Here is a 17140-nt window from a genome sequence, read left to right as displayed (position 1 = left end):
GACCCTGTCTTTTTATCGAAACTGATGTGTTGTATGTGGATTTGTATCCGCCTTTCAACATATCAAAAAAAACTATTGCGGCAATATGAACGTTTGCGTCGCCACTCTGAAGAAATATCATTCAGCGTGAAATGGCAGAGGAAAATGCTGGGGATAAGATTTTCTTTGGAGAGATCGGCAGGGCAACATCCAAAACGTGACACAAGTCACCAAATTTGCCCTGCCAAATTTTTTTAACGCGGGATGAATCACCCTCGCCAGATCATTTTACGATAGTTTTTACGCCGTCTGCCGTACCAATCAGCGCCACATCCGCGCCACGGTTGGCGAACAGGCCGACGGTCACGACGCCCGGAATGGCGTTAATCGCGTTTTCCATCGCGATCGGATCAAGAATTTCCATGCCGTATACGTCGAGGATCACATTGCCGTTATCAGTGACTACGCCCTGACGGTACTCAGGACGACCGCCCAGCTTCACTAACTGGCGTGCGACAGCGCTGCGCGCCATCGGGATCACTTCCACCGGAAGCGGGAATTTACCCAGAATATCGACCTCTTTGGAGGCATCCGCGATGCAGATAAATTTCTTCGCCACCGAAGCAATGATTTTCTCACGCGTCAGCGCCGCGCCGCCGCCTTTAATCATCTGCATGTGGCCGTTGATCTCATCCGCGCCATCAACATAGACGCCCAGGCTGTCCACTTCATTCAGATCGAAAACGGTAATGCCGAGGCTCTTGAGTTTTTCAGTAGATGCATCCGAGCTGGACACCGCCCCTTCAATCTGACCTTTCATTGTGCCCAGCGCATCAATAAAGTGCGCGGCTGTTGAACCGGTACCTACGCCCACAATGGTGCCGGGCTGTACATACTGAAGTGCCGCCCATCCTACTGCTTTTTTCAGTTCATCCTGCGTCATGATCGTTTCGCCTGTGGTGTGAAAATTCAGGCGCATTATAGATCATTGTGCGAAAAAATCCCTCCGACCCCGCTCGCAAGCGGCGGATTTCGTCTGTACCTGAGTGAAATTTATGTCATAGTGCGGGATAAGAAAAATTTCAGGAGTACCTCAGAGCAATGAAACGTCCAGACTACAGAACACTACAAGCGCTGGATGCGGTGATTCGTGAACGGGGATTTGAACGCGCCGCACAGAAGTTGTGCATCACACAATCCGCTGTCTCACAACGCATAAAACAGCTTGAGAATATGTTTGGGCAACCGCTGCTGGTACGAACCGTTCCGCCGCGTCCTACCGAACAAGGGCAAAAATTGATGGCGCTGCTGCGTCAGGTAGAGCTACTGGAAGATGAGTGGCTTGGCGATGAGCAAACCGGCTCCACGCCGCTGCTGCTGTCACTGGCGGTCAACGCCGACAGTCTGGCGACCTGGCTGCTTCCGGCGCTGGCGCCGGTTCTGGCCGACTCGCCTATTCGCCTCAATTTGCAGGTGGAAGATGAAACCCGCACCCAGGAACGTCTGCGTCGCGGCGAAGTGGTTGGCGCGGTGAGTATTCAGCACCAGGCGCTGCCAAGCTGCCTGGTAGACAAACTTGGCGCGCTCGACTATCTGTTCGTGGGATCAAAACCCTTCGCCGAGCGCTACTTCCCCAACGGCGTCACCCGTTCCGCGCTGCTGAAAGCGCCCGCAGTGGCGTTTGACCATCTGGACGACATGCACCAGGCCTTTTTACAGCAGAACTTCGATTTACCGCCGGGCAGCGTGCCGTGCCATATCGTTAACTCTTCCGAAGCCTTCGTACAGCTCGCGCGTCAGGGCACCACCTGCTGTATGATCCCGCATTTGCAGATCGAGAAAGAGCTGGAGAGCGGTGAGCTAATCGATTTAACGCCCGGCCTGTTCCAGCGTCGGATGCTCTACTGGCACCGTTTTGCGCCGGAAAGCCGTATGATGCGTAACGTGACTGACGCGCTGCTGGAGTATGGGCATAAGGTTTTAAGGCAGGATTAACGCGCCGTGCCTGATGGCGCTACGCTTATCAGGCCTACAGGTTATTTTGTAGGCCGGATAAGGCGTTTACGCCGCCATCCGGCAATTTGCCCGGGGCGCTGCGCTTGCCGGGCCTACGATGGTTTGTAGGCCGGATAAGACGTTTCAACAACGCTTACTGCGCTTTTGTCTCTGCTGCTGGTTCTAACTGGAACACCACATCGACCTGATCAGCAAACTGAATTGTCGGCTGCTCATAGGTTTCCTGGGCCGACACCGCAGGCGCCGCGTCCGCTTTCATCATTCGCACCACCGGGCTCGGCTGATAATTAGAAACGTGGTAACGCACGCTATAAACCGGCCCCAGCTTGCTGTTAAAGCCCGCAGCCAGTTGCTCAGCCTGGTGAACCGCATCGTCAATCGCCGCTTTACGCGCTTTATCTTTATAGGCATCCGGTTGCGCAACGCCTAATGACACCGACCGGATCTCATTCAGACCCGCTTTCAGCGCGCCATCCAGCAGAGAGTTGAGTTTGTCCAGCTGGCGCAGCGTAACTTCAACGGTTCGCACCGCGCGGTAGCCTTTCAGCACACTTTTACCATTCTGGTAGTCATAGTCCGGCTGAGTGCGCAGGTTTGCAGAGCTGATGTCTTTCTTGGCAATCTGATTTTGTTCAAGGAAAGAAAGGTATTGCGCAACACGCTCATCGGCCTGTTTCTTGGCGGAAGCGGCATCCTTTGCCGACACGTTGACTTCAATCGCCAGGGTGGCGATGTCAGGCGTCGCATCCACGCTTGCCGTCCCGGAAGTCACGATGTGCGGTCCATTCGGCAACTCATTTGCCTGTACCGGGATTGCGCTAAATCCGACTAATGCCGCAAGGGCCATCACTTTGAACTTCACTGTCGCTCCTCCATGTTACGTTAATCGCCCTGAAACTCAGGGCGCATGCAGGCAAGCTTAGCGGGTATCTGCGCGTTGTCCATCAGACAACGCTTAGTTGAACAATGCGTGAACGTGTGCAACCCCTTCTTTTGCCAGTTGAAAAGCGATAAACCACATCACCAGCCCTACCAGAGTATTGATGATACGCTGGGCTTTGGCGGTACGCAGTCGCGGCGCCAGCCAGGCGGCCAGCAGTGCCAGACCGAAGAACCACAAGAAAGAGGCGCTGACGGTTCCCAAAGCGAACCAACGCTTCGGCTCCATATCCAGTTGCCCGCCCAGGCTACCCAGCACCACGAAAGTATCCAGATAAACGTGCGGATTCAGCCACGTCACCGCCAGCATCGTGGCGATGATTTTCCAGCGCCCCTGCTTCATCACCTCGGCGCTGGCCAGTTCCAGGTTGCTGCTCATTGCCGTTTTTAACGCGCCAAAACCGTACCACAATAAAAACGCCACACCGCCCCAGGTCACTAACGCCATCAGCCAAGGGGACTGCATGAGCAATGCGCTGCCGCCAAAGATGCCTGCGCAGATAAGCACTAAATCGCTGATCGCGCAAAGCAGCGCAATCATGATGTGATACTGCCGACGAATCCCCTGATTCATCACAAACGCATTCTGCGGGCCGAGCGGCAGGATCATGGCTGCACCAAGCGCAAGACCTTGAAAATAATAAGATATCACGATAATTATTCCGAACTGTTTCTCTTAATCGCAGACTATAGCGCGAGAGAATCATTAGCGGAAATTGATAATTTTAATCGCAGATTAGGGGAATTAATAAAGGGGGAAGGAAATGCCGGATGGCGGCTAACGCCTTATCCGGCCTACAAAACAACCTGTAGGCCCGGTAAGCGACAGCGCCACCGGGCGAAACGGCTTATTCCGCGTTCTCTTTCACTCGTTTGAAATTCACGTCCATCTGCGGATACGGGAAGCTGATGCCTGCGGCATCGAACTCACGTTTAATGCGTTCCAGCACATCCCAATAAACATTTTGCAGATCGCCGCTTTTACTCCATGCACGCACCACGAAATTAATGGAGGAGGCGCCCAGCTCATTCAGGCGCACCGTCATTTCACGGTCTTTCAGAATACGCTCGTCGGACTGGATAATATCGGTCAGGATTTTTTTCACCTGGTCGATATCAGAGTCATACGCCACGCCAATGATAAATTCGTTACGACGCACCGGCTCACGGGAAAAGTTAATGATATTTCCGGCAATAATCTTGCCATTCGGGATCACCACAATTTTGCCGTCCACGGTACGCATGGTGGTCGAAAAAATTTGTACGTTCAGTACCGTACCCGCGACGCCGCCGAGATCGACATATTCTCCCGCGCGGAAAGGACGGAACATCACCAGCAGTACGCCTGCCGCGAGGTTAGACAAAGAACCTTGTAAGGCCAGACCGACCGCTAAACCGGCGGCACCCAACACAGCGATAACGGAAGCCGTTTGTACGCCAACGCGCCCCAGAGCGGCAATCAGCGTGAAGGCAATAATGCCGTAACGCACCAGCGCAGACAGGAAGTCAGCCACGGTCGCATCAATATGGCGCGCCAGCATCAGGCGATTAACGGTATTGGAAACAATACGCGCCACGATCATCCCGATGATGATGATAGCGATAGCCGCAACGATGTTAACCGCATAACTCAGCAGCAGCTCCTGGTTGCGCACCAGCCAGGTGCCCGCACCATTTATGCTGTCGACAACATTCAAATCTTCCATTCAATATTCCTTGGTCATATCAAAAAAACGCAAATGAGATCATTCTCACGAAAACGACCTTTTAAAGGTAAACAAAAACAGTCGAATATGCCATTTTTCAACATGATCCCATCAAGGAAACGCGCAGCGTTAATACTCCGCAGGTCGATCGACCATTCTGATAAATCCGCTCACTAATGCACTCTTCTGCTTAAATACGTCGGCGATTTCACTCACCACTTTTCCGCTGCCCGCATTCTTCCAGGCGATAGAAAGCGGCGAAGGCTGGCGTGGATTGACCACTGAGCGGGCAACCAGCGCCCCGGACTCGACATACGGACGGCACAATCGCTCCGGTAAAAAACCGACGCCGAGGCCGCTTAAATGGCAGGCCAGCTTGGTGCTGAGATCTGGAACCTTGATCTCTTTTTGTCCGCTCAGCAACCAGGCAACACGGCGCGTCAGCGTTCGCGAAGTATCTTCAATATTAATGGCGGGGTAACGGCGCAGCATATCGTCAGACAATACCGGCGCAGGATGGCTCGCCAAAGGATGACTCTGCGCCACCACAAACTGCCAGCTGATATCCCCCAGCGGCAGCAGAGAGATGTTATTGGAGAGCGACTCCGAGCCCGTTACGCCAATCGCTAACTGGAAGTCGTCATACAAAAGCGAATCCCACACGCCCATGTAGACCTGACGGGAAATTTGAAAACGGGTAAACGGAAACTGTTGATGTAACCACGTCAGTAAGTCCGCCGTGGTCTGCGGCTGATACAGCAGGTTATTGATAACAATATTTACCTGCCGCTCAACGCCTGCATTGATCTGCTGAAGCTCGTCCGGCATTGCATCCAGCCAGTTAAGCCACTGGCGGCAATGCTCAAGCAGGTGCTGCCCGGCAAGGGTCAGGCTGACCGATCGAGTCGTGCGTAAAAAGAGCTGCGTTCCCACCTGCTCCTCCAGCGTTTTTATGCGATAGCTGATCGCCGCTGGCGTTTTATGTAGCGAGCTGGCCGCGCGGGAAAAGCTCTCCGTCTCCGCAACCCGAATAAATGTGCGTATTGTTTCCTGATCGAGCATGCCTTCCCCTTGAGTCGACCATCTGTAACCACCGTTGCGCTATTGCTATCCCCAGTAATGTATCGGCGCCTGAAGTGTGTCCAACCGCGAGCAAACGCTGAATCGCGGGCTGCGGGTCGCGCCCTGACTGTAAACGGCGCATCACCTTCAGCACCGGTATTGAAAACTCCCCCATTCTGGCGCTGTTCAGATAACTGCAACTTACCGACGTTGTAAGTTGCGCAAGCTGATCCGCCGGAGGTAAGAAATGCCTCAGCCGTGCAGAAAACCCGGCGGCATACAGCACGGCAAGCATACCCGTCAGCATATCATCGCCGCTGGGCGTCAGTCCTGGCCCGCACCCGATAAGCCAGCGCCAGTCTGGCATCATGCCATGATGCCAGCATGCAAGCTGCTTAATTATTTCAGGATAGTGCGGCATAGCCGTCAGCGGTTGATTTAACGCCCCGGAGAAGCCGCTACGTTGCGTACAGAATGAGAGATCGACAGGAGCGACAGCAGCAGAACTCAGCGACACACGAAGTATGCGACGAGGGTCAAGCATTATGCCCTGCCCCCACAGGGTGTTCCCCTGTTTGATAAGTCGTTCAACATGGGACACGCGGGAAAACTGCGCGGTGCTCAGTAACACGCCCGTCGGCCCCATACCTTTCCCATAGCGAAACAGCGTCAGCAGCTCGCCACCGGAATGGCAAAAGTTAATCGCCTGCGAGAAGCGGCTGTGTAACGACCACTCACCATCGGGAAGTCGATAAAGTCCGGCACAGGCCAGGGGATTGATAATGCTCATCGGTACACTCCAGTATGCCGGATGGCGGCGTAAACGCCTTTACAGCATTGCCAGACCGTAGGCCCGGTAAGCGTAGCGCCACCGGGCAAAGCGATTACGCCGTGATGTGATGCAACTCCGCCAGCGCTTCCAGCGCTTTTTCAAAGCAAAGCAGCGGAGCGCGTACGGTTCCCGCCCCCACCTGCCCAATTCCCGCTTCACGATGGGCAATACCGGTATTAATCAGCGGCGTGATCCCCGTTTCAACAACGCGGCGAATATCCAGCCCCAGGCAGGCTCCCCTGAAATCCCAGGACGGAATCTGGAACAGCGGATTGCTGGACAGATAGATTTCGGCCATCTCTTCCGACGTTTCCAGCGCCGCCCCCATACCGCCTGCGCCGACAAAACGCGTTACGCCAGGCGCGGCAATCATTGCCGCGCCGCCGATCCCCAACGTTTCCGTGATGGCGCTATCGCCAATATCCGGGTTCGCATCGGCCTGACTGTAACCGGTAAAAAACAGCCCCTGCGGCGTGTTCACCGGCGCGGTAAACCAACGGTCGCCGGTGCCGCTTACGCGAATACCAAAGTCGCGACCATTACGCGTCATGGCCGTAACGACCGATCCGGCTTTAATTTCCGCCGCCGCATCCATCACCGCTTTACTGTAGGCCATCGCCAGGTTGAGGAAGAACTGGTCGGTGACACTGAGGAATTGCAGCACGTCAATGATTTCAGCCTTCGGACGATCCAGTCCGGCGATCACCGGCGACAACGTGCGCAGCAGCAAAGAAGAGGCGGCAATATTACGCTGGTGGAACTCATCCCCCATAGTGATCGCCTGCGCCATCAGCGCCGTCAGATCGACGCCGTTTTCCATCCGCGAGAGCGCTTCCTGCAACACCGGCGCCAGCACATCACGCATCCAGCGCAGGCGTTTCTGGACGTCATCACCGTAAGCGCCGAAACGCATCACTTTGCCGATCCCTTCATTAAGGTTGCAGCAGGACAAGTTGCCATGCACCACGTCACGTACCACCAGCACCGGCATACTGGCGGAGGTGATACCGCCCATCGGCCCCACCGCGCCCACATGATGACAAGGAATAAACGCCACCTCACCTTGTTCCAGCATGCGTACAGCCTCTTCCTCGCTGGCCGCCCAGCCTTCAAACAGCGACGCGCCGATACAGGCGCCGCGCATCGGGCCGGTCATCTCATCCCAGGCGATCGGCGGGCCGGCGTGCAGTAATTTACGTCCAGACGCTAATTCGGCCACCGCGTCTTTCGCCGGGCGTACCGCAACCCAATGTGGGCGCGCGGCTTTGATTCGTTCAATAATGGCTTCGTTGGCCTGTGCAATAGATGAATACATATCCGTACCTCTGAACTTAATGTAACTGTTTGAGTAGACTGGCGAGACGGGCGTTGCCACCGGCAACGGGCGCCCACTGATAATGCACAACCGGCGTACCGCTGCTTTGCAGATCCAGCGCGAAGCTGCGCAACCCGGCGTTGATGACCTGCACGCCATCAAGAAGCGCGCGATGTGCTTGCGGTATGCCGCGCTCCTGATGGCGTGTAAGACTGATGGCGAGCAGGACGGCTTCTTCCAGCGTTTCCACCACCGCGATCCCGGCCTCGCGAAGTTTTTCCGCCTGCCCGCTGCGCCCCTGCGGGTCGGCATCAGTACCGGTCAGGGTGGCAATCACCACCAGCGGCGCGGCGCGTTTGGCGCGCACTTGCTCTATCGTCTCGACGACCGCTCCCGCCGGGTCGGCACAGGCGCCATAGCCCAGCACCACATCCAGCAGCAGCACGCCCACTGTCGGCATTGCAGTCAGTTTTTCAATTTCAATACTGCGGGTTGTTGGATCAATCATCGGATGAGGTCTGCCCAGGGTGTAACTGTCATCACCGAGGTCGACAATGCGATGGCCGCCAGCCTCCAGCATCACGCCCTGGTCGTGGCTTTCGCTGACGGGGACGCCCAGCCCGGCGGAGAGCAGCATGGCGGCTTCGGCTGCCAGCGTGCCCCCGGCGTACAGGCCATAAATACCTTTCCCTGCCACTTCCGGCTGAATCCGTCGCTGTTGCGCCACGCGCATCAGCAGCACCGCCAGCTGGGCGGCATCTGACAAGGAGTTCGCCAGCCAGACGTTACCTTCACGGCGCTGTTCCGGTTGACGCCCGAGGAACAACGCGACCACCGGTTTCCCCACGTTTTGCATGGCCGCAATGATGCGGGTTCGCACCTGCGGCGACGGCGGTTTGGAGACAAAAGCAATCACCCGCGTGGCGTCATCCGCGGCCAGCATGTCAAGCGCGGTCAGTGCGCTGATGCCGCCCACTTCCGCGCTCAGGTCGCGCCCGCCCAGACCTATCGCATGGCTGATTCCCTGCTGATGCAGCGCAATCTGCGACGTCACTTCCTGAATCCCCGTCCCCGATGCGCCAATTACGCCAATCCCGCCTTCAGGCAGTACGTTGGCAAAAGCCAGCGGACTTCCGGCAATCATCGCCGTGCCACAGTCAGGCCCCATCACAATCAGCCCCCGCTCGCGCGCCATTGTTTTCAGCTCGACTTCCTGTTCCAGCGGCACGTTATCGGAAAACAGCATCACGTTTTTATTCGCCAGCAGCCCCTCTCTGGCAACCGATGCGGCATATTCCCCGGCAACGGAAACTAACAGCAGATTGGCCTGGGGTAATTTTTGACATGCGCTCTCCCAGCGGCGCGCTTTAGTCAACTGGTGCGAGCTGCCCGAGGCATTCGTCATCGCATTCAGTTCTTTCTCCAGTTGCTCACGAATCAAATCCAGAATGCCGGGATGTTCGCCTTCGGTTCGCACCGCCACGCAAATATCGTTTGGCGTGGCATCGGCAAAATCGTCATGCCAGAACCCGGTTGAATCCAGCATCGACTTATTCGCTGGCGTGCCCATCATCACCGAGACCTGATCAACTTCCGGGCGTTCACTGAGTTTTCGGGAAATAATCATCAGGCTGACGGAGTCCTGAAAACTTCCCTTTTTAATAAAGGCGTAAATCATTACCGCTACCTCTTTATGTGCGTTTTTCTTTTAAAAACAACATGGCGAATAAACCGACAGCCAGCAGCGCGGCTGAAACATAGAAACTGGAAGCCAGACTTCCGGTGATATCACGCGCCGCGCCTGCAATAATGGGTGCCAGAATGGATGAACTCATGCCGATGAAATTAAATAAGCCAAATGCCGTGCTGTAATTATTTTCATCGACGCTATCCGCCACCAGAGCGACCAGCACCGGGTCCAGCGCCAGTTTCCCGACAAGGCCATAAACGCACAGAGCGATAATGACGCCGGTCATATTTGGCATCCAGATAATTGACAGCATGCTGAGAATGGCAACGGGCACCAGGAACATAATTAATGGTTTACGCTTACCCAGTTTGTCAGACAAGCTGGAGAATAACAGCGCGCCAGGAATTGAAATCCATGCCACCAGCGAAGAAATAAATCCGGTTTCACTGCCCGCGATGCCACGTTCACTTTGCAGATAATAGGGAAGCCAGGTCAGAATAACGAAGAAACCAAACAGGCTACAGAACACCATAATATAGGTGATAATTAAATTACGGTTTTTCAGAAGGTCGCTGAAATTCCCTTTTTTTACCGGTTTGCCATCGGCTTCGGCCGTGCGTTTCTTCTCTTTCACAAACAACCAGATCGCAATCCCAACCAGCACGGAGGGGATCGCCATCGCGTAAAATGGCATACGCCACGAATACCCCTGGTCGTACACCAGCCAACTGGAGGTCATCAGGCCCAGCGCAATACCAAAGGCCATCCCGCTATTGATGATTGCGCTGCCCAGCGAACGGTATTTTTTGGGGATCTGCTCGGAAGACAAGCCATACTGCGGGCCATAGTAAGTCCCTTCTCCCGCTCCCGTTACCACGCGGGCAAACAGCAGCGTATACCAGCTTTTCGCCCAACCGGTGACGGCGGTGAATACGCCAAAAAGAATAAACCCCGGCACCAGCACTTTCTTTTTGCCAATCTTATCGCCCAGAATTCCTGCCGGAACCTGAAGCAAAGCATAAGAAAAATAGAAAACTGAATTAAGAATACCTAATTGCGTACCACTTAAGCCAAATTCTTTTTCCAGCTCTCCCATTACCGGATTGAGTATCGTGCGGTCAGCGTACATAAAAATCCACCCTAACCAGAACAGGAAAACGGTGACCCACCAGGCCGGTATTCCTCTTTTATTCGTGACCTCAGTCACTTCATATGATCCAGACATAAGCAATCTCCCGGTAATATTTACCGCTGAACACCTCATGCTATCTGACATGATACGTGAGGTTTGATGTTTTAACTGAGGCTACCTTATCGGGGGAAAAATCCATTTCATTTGAACAAAATCACACAAAATCCATTGTTATAAATTCCTGGGAACTGACCGCTGCATTATTAAAAAAAGTCTAATAATCATTTTTAAAACAATTTAAATAAAATAGATAAAAACGCTAAGGATTAGCGAGATATTTTTGTGGGTAAATGAGCTGTCGGTTACATCACATTATGAAAATAACAAGACGATATTTTTACCGCGAGATATTTCGCACAATGAGGTCATCATGAAAAAGAAAATCGTCATTGCCCTTGGCGGCAATGCGTTATTACAGCGCGGAGAAATTCTTAGCGCGGAAAATCAGCAGCGTAGCATTCAGGTATTCGCCAGAATGGCATCCGTACTGGCCCGGGATTATCAACTGGTGATTGTTCACGGCAACGGCCCGCAAGTGGGTCTGCTGGCGTTACAGAATGCGGCCTGTACAGACTCCCCCGCCTGGCCGCTGGATATTCTGGTCGCCGAAAGCCAGGGAATGATCGGTTTTGCTATCGCTCAGGAACTGGCGTCATACACTGGCGGCGCGCCCGTCACAACGCTGATGACCCGCGTGGCGGTCGATCTGCGAGATGACGCCTTTGCAACGCCCGGCAAGTATATCGGCCCGGTATATCAACCGGCGCAGCAGGCGGAGCTGGAAGCGCGCTACGGCTGGCAGATGAAAGCCGATGGCAACTATATTCGTCGGGTTGTTCCCTCTCCAACGCCATTAAAAATTCTCGACAGTGACGCAATACAAACGTTGATAGATGCCGGACATACGGTAATTTGCTGCGGTGGCGGCGGCATTCCGGTTATCGCACAAGACGAGGGATACCAGGGAGTCGAAGCGGTCATTGATAAAGATTTAACGGCCTCGGTGCTGGCGCAGTCTCTCCACGCCGATCATCTGTTGATCCTGACGGATGCGGACGCTGTGTATGAGAACTGGGGAACGCCACAGGCGCGCGCGCTGCGCCATGCAACGGTAGAAGAACTGGCGCCGTTTGCCGCCCCCGATGGTGCGATGGGCCCCAAAGCCGCAGCGGTGATGCAGTTTGTTAAACAGACCGGGAACACTGCGTTTATCGGCGCGCTAAAAGATGCGCCACAGATTCTGGCGGGGGAAAAAGGCACCTGTGTGACGCGGTAAACTTTTTTTGCCGGATGGCGACGCGAAAGCGTCTTATCCGGCCTACGGGAAGCACGGTTGCCAATCGTAGTCGCCATCCGGCAAAAAAAAATGGCTTCCCGAAGGAAGCCATTTTTACAATCAGCAGGCTGAATTACAGAACGTCAATCGCGTTCAGTTCTTTGAAAGCCTGTTCCAGACGCGTGATCATGGAAGTCTGGCCGGCACGCAGCCATACGCGCGGATCGTAGTATTTCTTGTTCGGCTGATCTTCGCCTTTCGGGTTGCCCAGCTGACCCTGAAGATACGCTTCGTTATCTTTGTAATACTTCAGAACACCTTCCCAGGTCGCCCATTGGGTATCGGTATCGATGTTCATTTTGATTACGCCGTAGCTTACGGAGTCTTTGATTTCCTGAGCGGTAGAGCCGGAACCACCGTGGAATACGAAGTTCAGGCTGTTGTGCGGCAGGTTGTGTTTCTTAGAAACATATTCCTGAGAGTCGCGCAGGATGGTCGGGGTCAGAACCACGTTACCCGGTTTGTAAACACCGTGTACGTTACCGAAGGAAGCCGCGATGGTGAAACGCGGGCTGATTTTGCTCAGCTCAGTGTATGCGTAATCAACGTCTTCCGGCTGGGTGTACAGTGCAGAAGCGTCCATGTGGCTGTTGTCCACGCCGTCTTCTTCACCACCGGTGCAACCCAGTTCGATTTCCAGAGTCATGCCCATTTTGGCCATGCGCGCCAGGTATTTGGAGCAGATTTCGATGTTCTCTTCCAGAGACTCTTCAGACAGGTCGATCATGTGAGAAGAGAACAGCGGCTTACCGGTCGCAGCGAAATGTTTTTCACCCGCATCCAGCAGACCGTCGATCCACGGCAGCAGTTTCTTCGCGCAGTGGTCGGTGTGCAGAATTACCGGAACACCGTAGTGTTCAGCCATCTGGTGAACGTGATGCGCGCCAGAGATAGCGCCCAGGATTGCCGAGCCCTGAGGAACGTCGGTTTTCACGCCTTTACCCGCGATAAAGGAAGCGCCACCGTTGGAGAACTGGACGATGACCGGCGCTTTAACTTTCGCAGCGGTTTCCAGAACGGCGTTGATGGAATCGGTGCCCACGCAGTTAACTGCTGGCAGAGCAAAGTTGTTTTCTTTTGCTACCTGGAACACTTTCTGTACGTCATCACCAGTAATTACGCCTGGTTTTACGAAATCAAAAATTTTAGACATGTTTCGTTGTCCTGTATCGTCGGGCCTTAGAAAAAACACGGGCCGCCCTGAATGTCAGCACGGCAATAAATCAACGGGCAGGAATCCCTGCCCGTAACGATTACTTCTTAGCGCGCTCTTCGAGCATTGCTACTGCTGGCAGCACTTTGCCTTCCACGAATTCGAGGAATGCGCCGCCGCCAGTGGAGATGTAGGAGATTTTGTCAGCAATGCCGAACAGGTCGATTGCCGCCAGAGTGTCGCCGCCGCCTGCGATGGAGAACGCTTCGCTGTCTGCGATCGCGTTGGCAACAATTTCGGTGCCTTTACGGAAGTTCGGGAATTCGAACACGCCAACCGGGCCGTTCCACAGAATGGTTTTCGCATTCTTCAGGATGTCAGCCAGTTTCTCAGCGGAAGTATCGCCCAGGTCCAGAATCTGCTCGTCGTCTTTGATGTCGTTAACAGATTTCAGGGTCGCGGTAGCGGTTTCGGAGAACTCGGTTGCTACGCGTACGTCAGTTGGAACCGGGATATCACAGGTGGTCAGCAGGCGTTTCGCTTCGTCAACCAGGTCAGCTTCGTACAGGGATTTGCCCACATTGTGGCCCTGAGCGGCAACGAAGGTGTTTGCGATGCCGCCGCCAACGATCAGTTGGTCAGCGATTTTGGACAGGGAGTCCAGAACGGTCAGTTTGGTAGACACTTTAGAACCGCCAACGATAGCCACCATCGGGCGAGCCGGTTCTTTCAGCGCTTTACCCAGCGCATCCAGTTCTGCCGCCAGCAGCGGACCTGCGCAAGCGACGTCGGCGAATTTACCGATACCGTGGGTAGAAGCCTGAGCGCGGTGCGCAGTACCGAAAGCGTCCATCACGAATACGTCGCACAGCGCAGCGTATTTCTTAGACAGGGCTTCGTCATCTTTCTTCTCGCCTTTGTTAAAGCGAACGTTTTCCAGAACCACCAGTTCACCGGCAGCCACTTCAACGCCGTCCAGGTAATCTTTTACCAGGCGAACCGGATTGGACAGTTTGTCTTTCAGGTAGTTAACAACCGGCAGCAGAGAGAATTCTTCGTTGTACTCGCCTTCGGTAGGACGACCCAGGTGGGAAGTAACCATCACTTTCGCACCCTGTTTCAGGGCCAGTTCGATGGTCGGCAGGGAAGCGCGAATACGCGCGTCGCTGGTTACTTTCCCTTCTTTAACTGGAACGTTCAGATCCGCACGGATAAAAACACGTTTACCAGCAAGATCCAGATCGGTCATCTTAATTACAGACATGGTGAATCCTCTCATTGATTCATAAAGTTTTGCAGACGTCATGCGCTTCATCCTTTTGAAGGATTTTGCGCATGGAATGTCCTACTTGAAACCAACTGCGGCCATCGCTAACGTCGTGTCGAGCATTCGGTTAGCAAAGCCCCATTCATTATCGCACCAGACCAATGTCTTGATCAGGTGGGCGCCACTGACCCGTGTCTGGGTGCCATCAACGATGGCGCTATGCGGGTCGTGGTTGAAATCTATCGAGACCAACGGCAATTCCGTATAGTCAACTATACCATGAAATGCCCCATGTGCTGCTTTTTGCAGCAACTGGTTGACTTCATTGGCTTTTACCGGCTTTTTCACCGTCACGCTTAAGTCGATCGCCGTCACATTTATGGTCGGTACGCGTACCGCAATCGCCTCAAAACGGTCGTTGAACTGCGGGAAAATTCGCGTAATGCCCGCCGCCAGTTTGGTATCAACCGGAATAATCGACTGGCTGGCGGCGCGGGTGCGTCGCAGATCGGAATGGTACGCGTCGATCACCTGCTGATCGTGCATAGCGGAGTGGATCGTCGTGACGGTTCCCGACTCAATGCCGTATGCATCATCTAACAATTTAATGACGGGGATGATGCAATTCGTGGTACAGGACGCATTCGATACGATGCGGTGTTCCGCACGCAATTGATCCTGGTTCACGCCAAACACGACGGTGGCGTCAAGATCGTGGCTGCCGGGATGTGAAAAGAGCACTTTTTTCGCGCCAGCGGCAAGATGCGCCTCGCCGTGTTCACGATTACCGTACACGCCCGTGCAATCCAGCACGACATCAATACTCAGTTCGCGCCAGGGGAGCGCATCCAGCGTTCGCTCGTGCAAAATGCGAATCGTGTCGTCGCCGACGATGAGCTGCTCGCGCTCCTGGCGAACATCCCATGCAAAACGTCCATGGCTGGTGTCATATTTCAACAAATGCGCCATGCCCGCAGCATCCGCAAGTTCGTTGATTGCCACCACGCTGATTTCCGCCCGGCGTCCTGATTCATACAAAGCACGAACCACGTTACGCCCGATGCGACCAAAGCCATTAATCGCTACGCGTACGGTCATAGGTCTCCTGCAAGGCTATCCCGATTCAGATGAGGCTGACAGAGTAATCCAGCAAATCGTCGAGGAAAACCTTACCTGTCGCAAACTGCGACTGATTGATTATTTGTCGAACATTTAATCGACTGAAACGCTTCAGCTAGAATAAGCGAAACGAGGAATAAAAGGAATGATTGTCCAGTCAAAGAAGCCAGTTATCTGACCTGCATCACACTTTCGCCCCCTTCAGCGCCCAATTTATTCCATATTCCAGAATGGCGAATAAGCGTAGCAATATCTTTTCGTTGCCGCGTCACAAATCCTGATTTATATCAGGAAGTACGTGAGCCAGCGTCTATGCAAGACGATACTCACCCTTTGCCGTCATCTCTAACGTAAGACTCGCAGGTAAGCTGTTTTCCAGCACCCGACAAACGTTAGGCCCGTCGGTACGGTCAAAAAATATCTGCGCCTGCTCTTCGCTCAGCCCTCCTGCCTGTTTACGTGCGATTAAACGGCCGCGCAGCACATCGGCAGGCGCGCGGATAAACAGTGAATAATCGCAATACTGCCGTAGCTCGCGCCAGGACGGCGCGTTATACAACAGCCAGTTTCCTTCAATAATAACGACAGGCGCCGTCACCTGAATGGCATTTTCGACAGGGTCATGCAGTTGGCGATCATATTGAGGCCAGGTTGCATTTTGCTCATGGAGCTGACGTAAATTACTCGCCAGTTTTTCAACGTTAAAGGTTTCAGGCGCACCTTTAGCGGCGCGCAGTTCATGCTCATCCAGCCAGCAATTATAATGATGGAAGCCATCCATCGGCAGCGTCTGGATCGTCGGTAATTCTGGATCGTTACGCGACAGATATTCCCAGAAGGTGGTGAGCGTTGACTTTCCTGTTCCTGGCGGGGCGCTCAGAAAAATAACGGTGCGGCGCTCAGGTGTTTTCGCGTTTAATGTTGCCAGATGCCGTAACAGCGGTTTATGGACATTTTCTACTTCATCGTCATCATACCAGGCGTCAGTCATCAGCCCATTAATCTGGAGCGATATTTTCACGGTGTTAATTCCCTTAATATCGTCGTTACCGCTAAAGCCAGCCCGGTTTTGATCATGGTGACAAAACGTATTTCTGAATAGATGGCGAAATCGGCAAACTTCATTGATTTCAACGAATTGTAGAGTGTGGCATTCGTCGTTATGCTATTGACGTTACTCATAAAATCCCAGGTGATATCATCAGAAAAACGGGGGATTTCACGCTGTTCACGTAAATACTGATAAAACTGAGAGAAGTGAATCACATCGGCATACAGCCATTTATCCATTTTTCCCAACGCATAAATCAAACGTATTGCCACATCAATGTCATCAAGCGGGCCGCTTTGAGCCAGTAACGGCTTCACTGCATATTCGACGATTTCTTCATCGTTATTGACGAATAATGACGGCAGAAAATTTTTGATGGCCTGCAACAGGATGTCATTTGCGGTTGCCATAAACGAAAGTAAATTATCCTGAGCGTCCAGTTGCTCAAGTACATCATCTTCTGTCAACGTCGTCATGCGTTTC

General features: G+C 53.6%; 16 protein-coding genes. 2 read left to right on the top strand and 14 right to left on the bottom strand.

What is annotated here, in order from left to right; all coding sequences use genetic code 11:
• Positions 1-262: 262 nt before the first annotated feature.
• Positions 263-922 carry a ribose-5-phosphate isomerase RpiA gene (rpiA, locus tag OGY62_RS21285; protein ID WP_024130929.1) on the bottom strand — a complete coding sequence of 220 codons (660 nt, stop codon included), beginning with the start codon at positions 920-922 and terminating at the stop codon, positions 263-265.
• A 158-nt stretch (positions 923-1080) separates the two neighbouring features.
• On the opposite strand from rpiA, the gene argP reads away from it, so the two are divergent.
• A complete protein-coding gene (gene argP / locus OGY62_RS21280) occupies positions 1081-1974 on the top strand; it encodes a DNA-binding transcriptional regulator ArgP (protein ID WP_286460513.1) in 894 nt (297 codons plus the stop codon).
• 154 nt (positions 1975-2128) lie between these two features.
• Here argP and OGY62_RS21275 read toward each other — a convergent pair whose 3' ends face one another.
• The 8 genes from OGY62_RS21275 to OGY62_RS21240 all read right to left on the bottom strand — a co-directional run bounded on the left by OGY62_RS21275 (position 2129) and on the right by OGY62_RS21240 (position 10764).
• Positions 2129-2857: an oxidative stress defense protein gene (locus OGY62_RS21275; RefSeq protein WP_012135022.1), complete on the bottom strand. Its 729-nt coding sequence runs from the start codon at positions 2855-2857 to the stop codon at positions 2129-2131.
• Positions 2858-2950: 93 nt separating this feature from the next.
• The gene (gene argO, locus OGY62_RS21270) at positions 2951-3586 is read right to left on the bottom strand and encodes an arginine exporter ArgO (RefSeq protein ID WP_058668062.1); all 636 of its coding nucleotides are present in this window, start codon (positions 3584-3586) and stop codon (positions 2951-2953) included.
• Between the two features lie 196 nt (positions 3587-3782).
• Positions 3783-4640 carry a small-conductance mechanosensitive channel MscS gene (locus OGY62_RS21265; RefSeq protein WP_012135025.1) on the bottom strand — a complete coding sequence of 286 codons (858 nt, stop codon included), beginning with the start codon at positions 4638-4640 and terminating at the stop codon, positions 3783-3785.
• 129 nt (positions 4641-4769) lie between these two features.
• A complete protein-coding gene (allS, locus tag OGY62_RS21260; protein ID WP_047461391.1) occupies positions 4770-5702 on the bottom strand; it encodes an HTH-type transcriptional activator AllS in 933 nt (310 codons plus the stop codon).
• On the bottom strand, positions 5620-6492 hold the full coding sequence (locus OGY62_RS21255; protein ID WP_286460512.1) for an oxamate carbamoyltransferase subunit AllH family protein: 873 nt from the start codon (positions 6490-6492) through the stop codon (positions 5620-5622). The genes allS and OGY62_RS21255 overlap by 83 nt, the downstream gene beginning before the upstream one ends.
• Positions 6493-6586: 94 nt before the next feature.
• Complete coding sequence (locus tag OGY62_RS21250) at positions 6587-7849, bottom strand: YlbE family protein (RefSeq protein ID WP_200073940.1); 1263 nt, start codon at positions 7847-7849, stop codon at positions 6587-6589.
• Between the two features lie 16 nt (positions 7850-7865).
• Positions 7866-9527 (bottom strand): acyl-CoA synthetase FdrA, encoded by a 1662-nt coding sequence (locus OGY62_RS21245; protein WP_286460511.1) that lies wholly within the window; start codon positions 9525-9527, stop codon positions 7866-7868.
• 13 nt (positions 9528-9540) lie between these two features.
• Positions 9541-10764, bottom strand: coding sequence for an MFS transporter (locus tag OGY62_RS21240; protein ID WP_012135031.1), 1224 nt, complete (start codon positions 10762-10764; stop codon positions 9541-9543).
• A gap of 337 nt (positions 10765-11101) precedes the next feature.
• On the opposite strand from OGY62_RS21240, the gene OGY62_RS21235 reads away from it, so the two are divergent.
• Entirely contained in the window at positions 11102-12007 is a 906-nt protein-coding gene (locus OGY62_RS21235) for a carbamate kinase (RefSeq protein ID WP_286460510.1), read from the top strand.
• Between the two features lie 133 nt (positions 12008-12140).
• Here the strand turns inward: OGY62_RS21235 and fbaA are convergent, their stop codons facing one another.
• The 5 genes from fbaA to OGY62_RS21210 all read right to left on the bottom strand — a co-directional run bounded on the left by fbaA (position 12141) and on the right by OGY62_RS21210 (position 17133).
• Positions 12141-13220, bottom strand: a complete 1080-nt coding sequence (fbaA, locus tag OGY62_RS21230; protein WP_198448529.1) for a class II fructose-bisphosphate aldolase — start codon at positions 13218-13220, stop codon at positions 12141-12143.
• Positions 13221-13320: 100 nt separating this feature from the next.
• Positions 13321-14484, bottom strand: a complete 1164-nt coding sequence (gene pgk / locus OGY62_RS21225) for a phosphoglycerate kinase (RefSeq protein WP_024130932.1) — start codon at positions 14482-14484, stop codon at positions 13321-13323.
• A gap of 81 nt (positions 14485-14565) precedes the next feature.
• Positions 14566-15585 carry an erythrose-4-phosphate dehydrogenase gene (gene epd / locus OGY62_RS21220; RefSeq protein WP_058668068.1) on the bottom strand — a complete coding sequence of 340 codons (1020 nt, stop codon included), beginning with the start codon at positions 15583-15585 and terminating at the stop codon, positions 14566-14568.
• A 331-nt stretch (positions 15586-15916) separates the two neighbouring features.
• On the bottom strand, positions 15917-16627 hold the full coding sequence (locus OGY62_RS21215) for a nucleoside/nucleotide kinase family protein (RefSeq protein ID WP_286460509.1): 711 nt from the start codon (positions 16625-16627) through the stop codon (positions 15917-15919).
• Positions 16624-17133: an MltR family transcriptional regulator gene (locus OGY62_RS21210; RefSeq protein WP_047461374.1), complete on the bottom strand. Its 510-nt coding sequence runs from the start codon at positions 17131-17133 to the stop codon at positions 16624-16626. Before OGY62_RS21210 ends, OGY62_RS21215 begins: the two co-directional genes overlap by 4 nt.
• Positions 17134-17140 lie beyond the last annotated feature (7 nt).

The sequence above is a fragment of the Citrobacter sp. CK198 genome (assembly GCF_030333295.1).
GTDB lineage: Bacteria > Pseudomonadota > Gammaproteobacteria > Enterobacterales > Enterobacteriaceae > Citrobacter_B > Citrobacter_B koseri.
The sequence above is the reverse complement of the archived record's forward strand: the minus strand, read 5'-3'. Positions and strand labels throughout refer to the sequence as shown.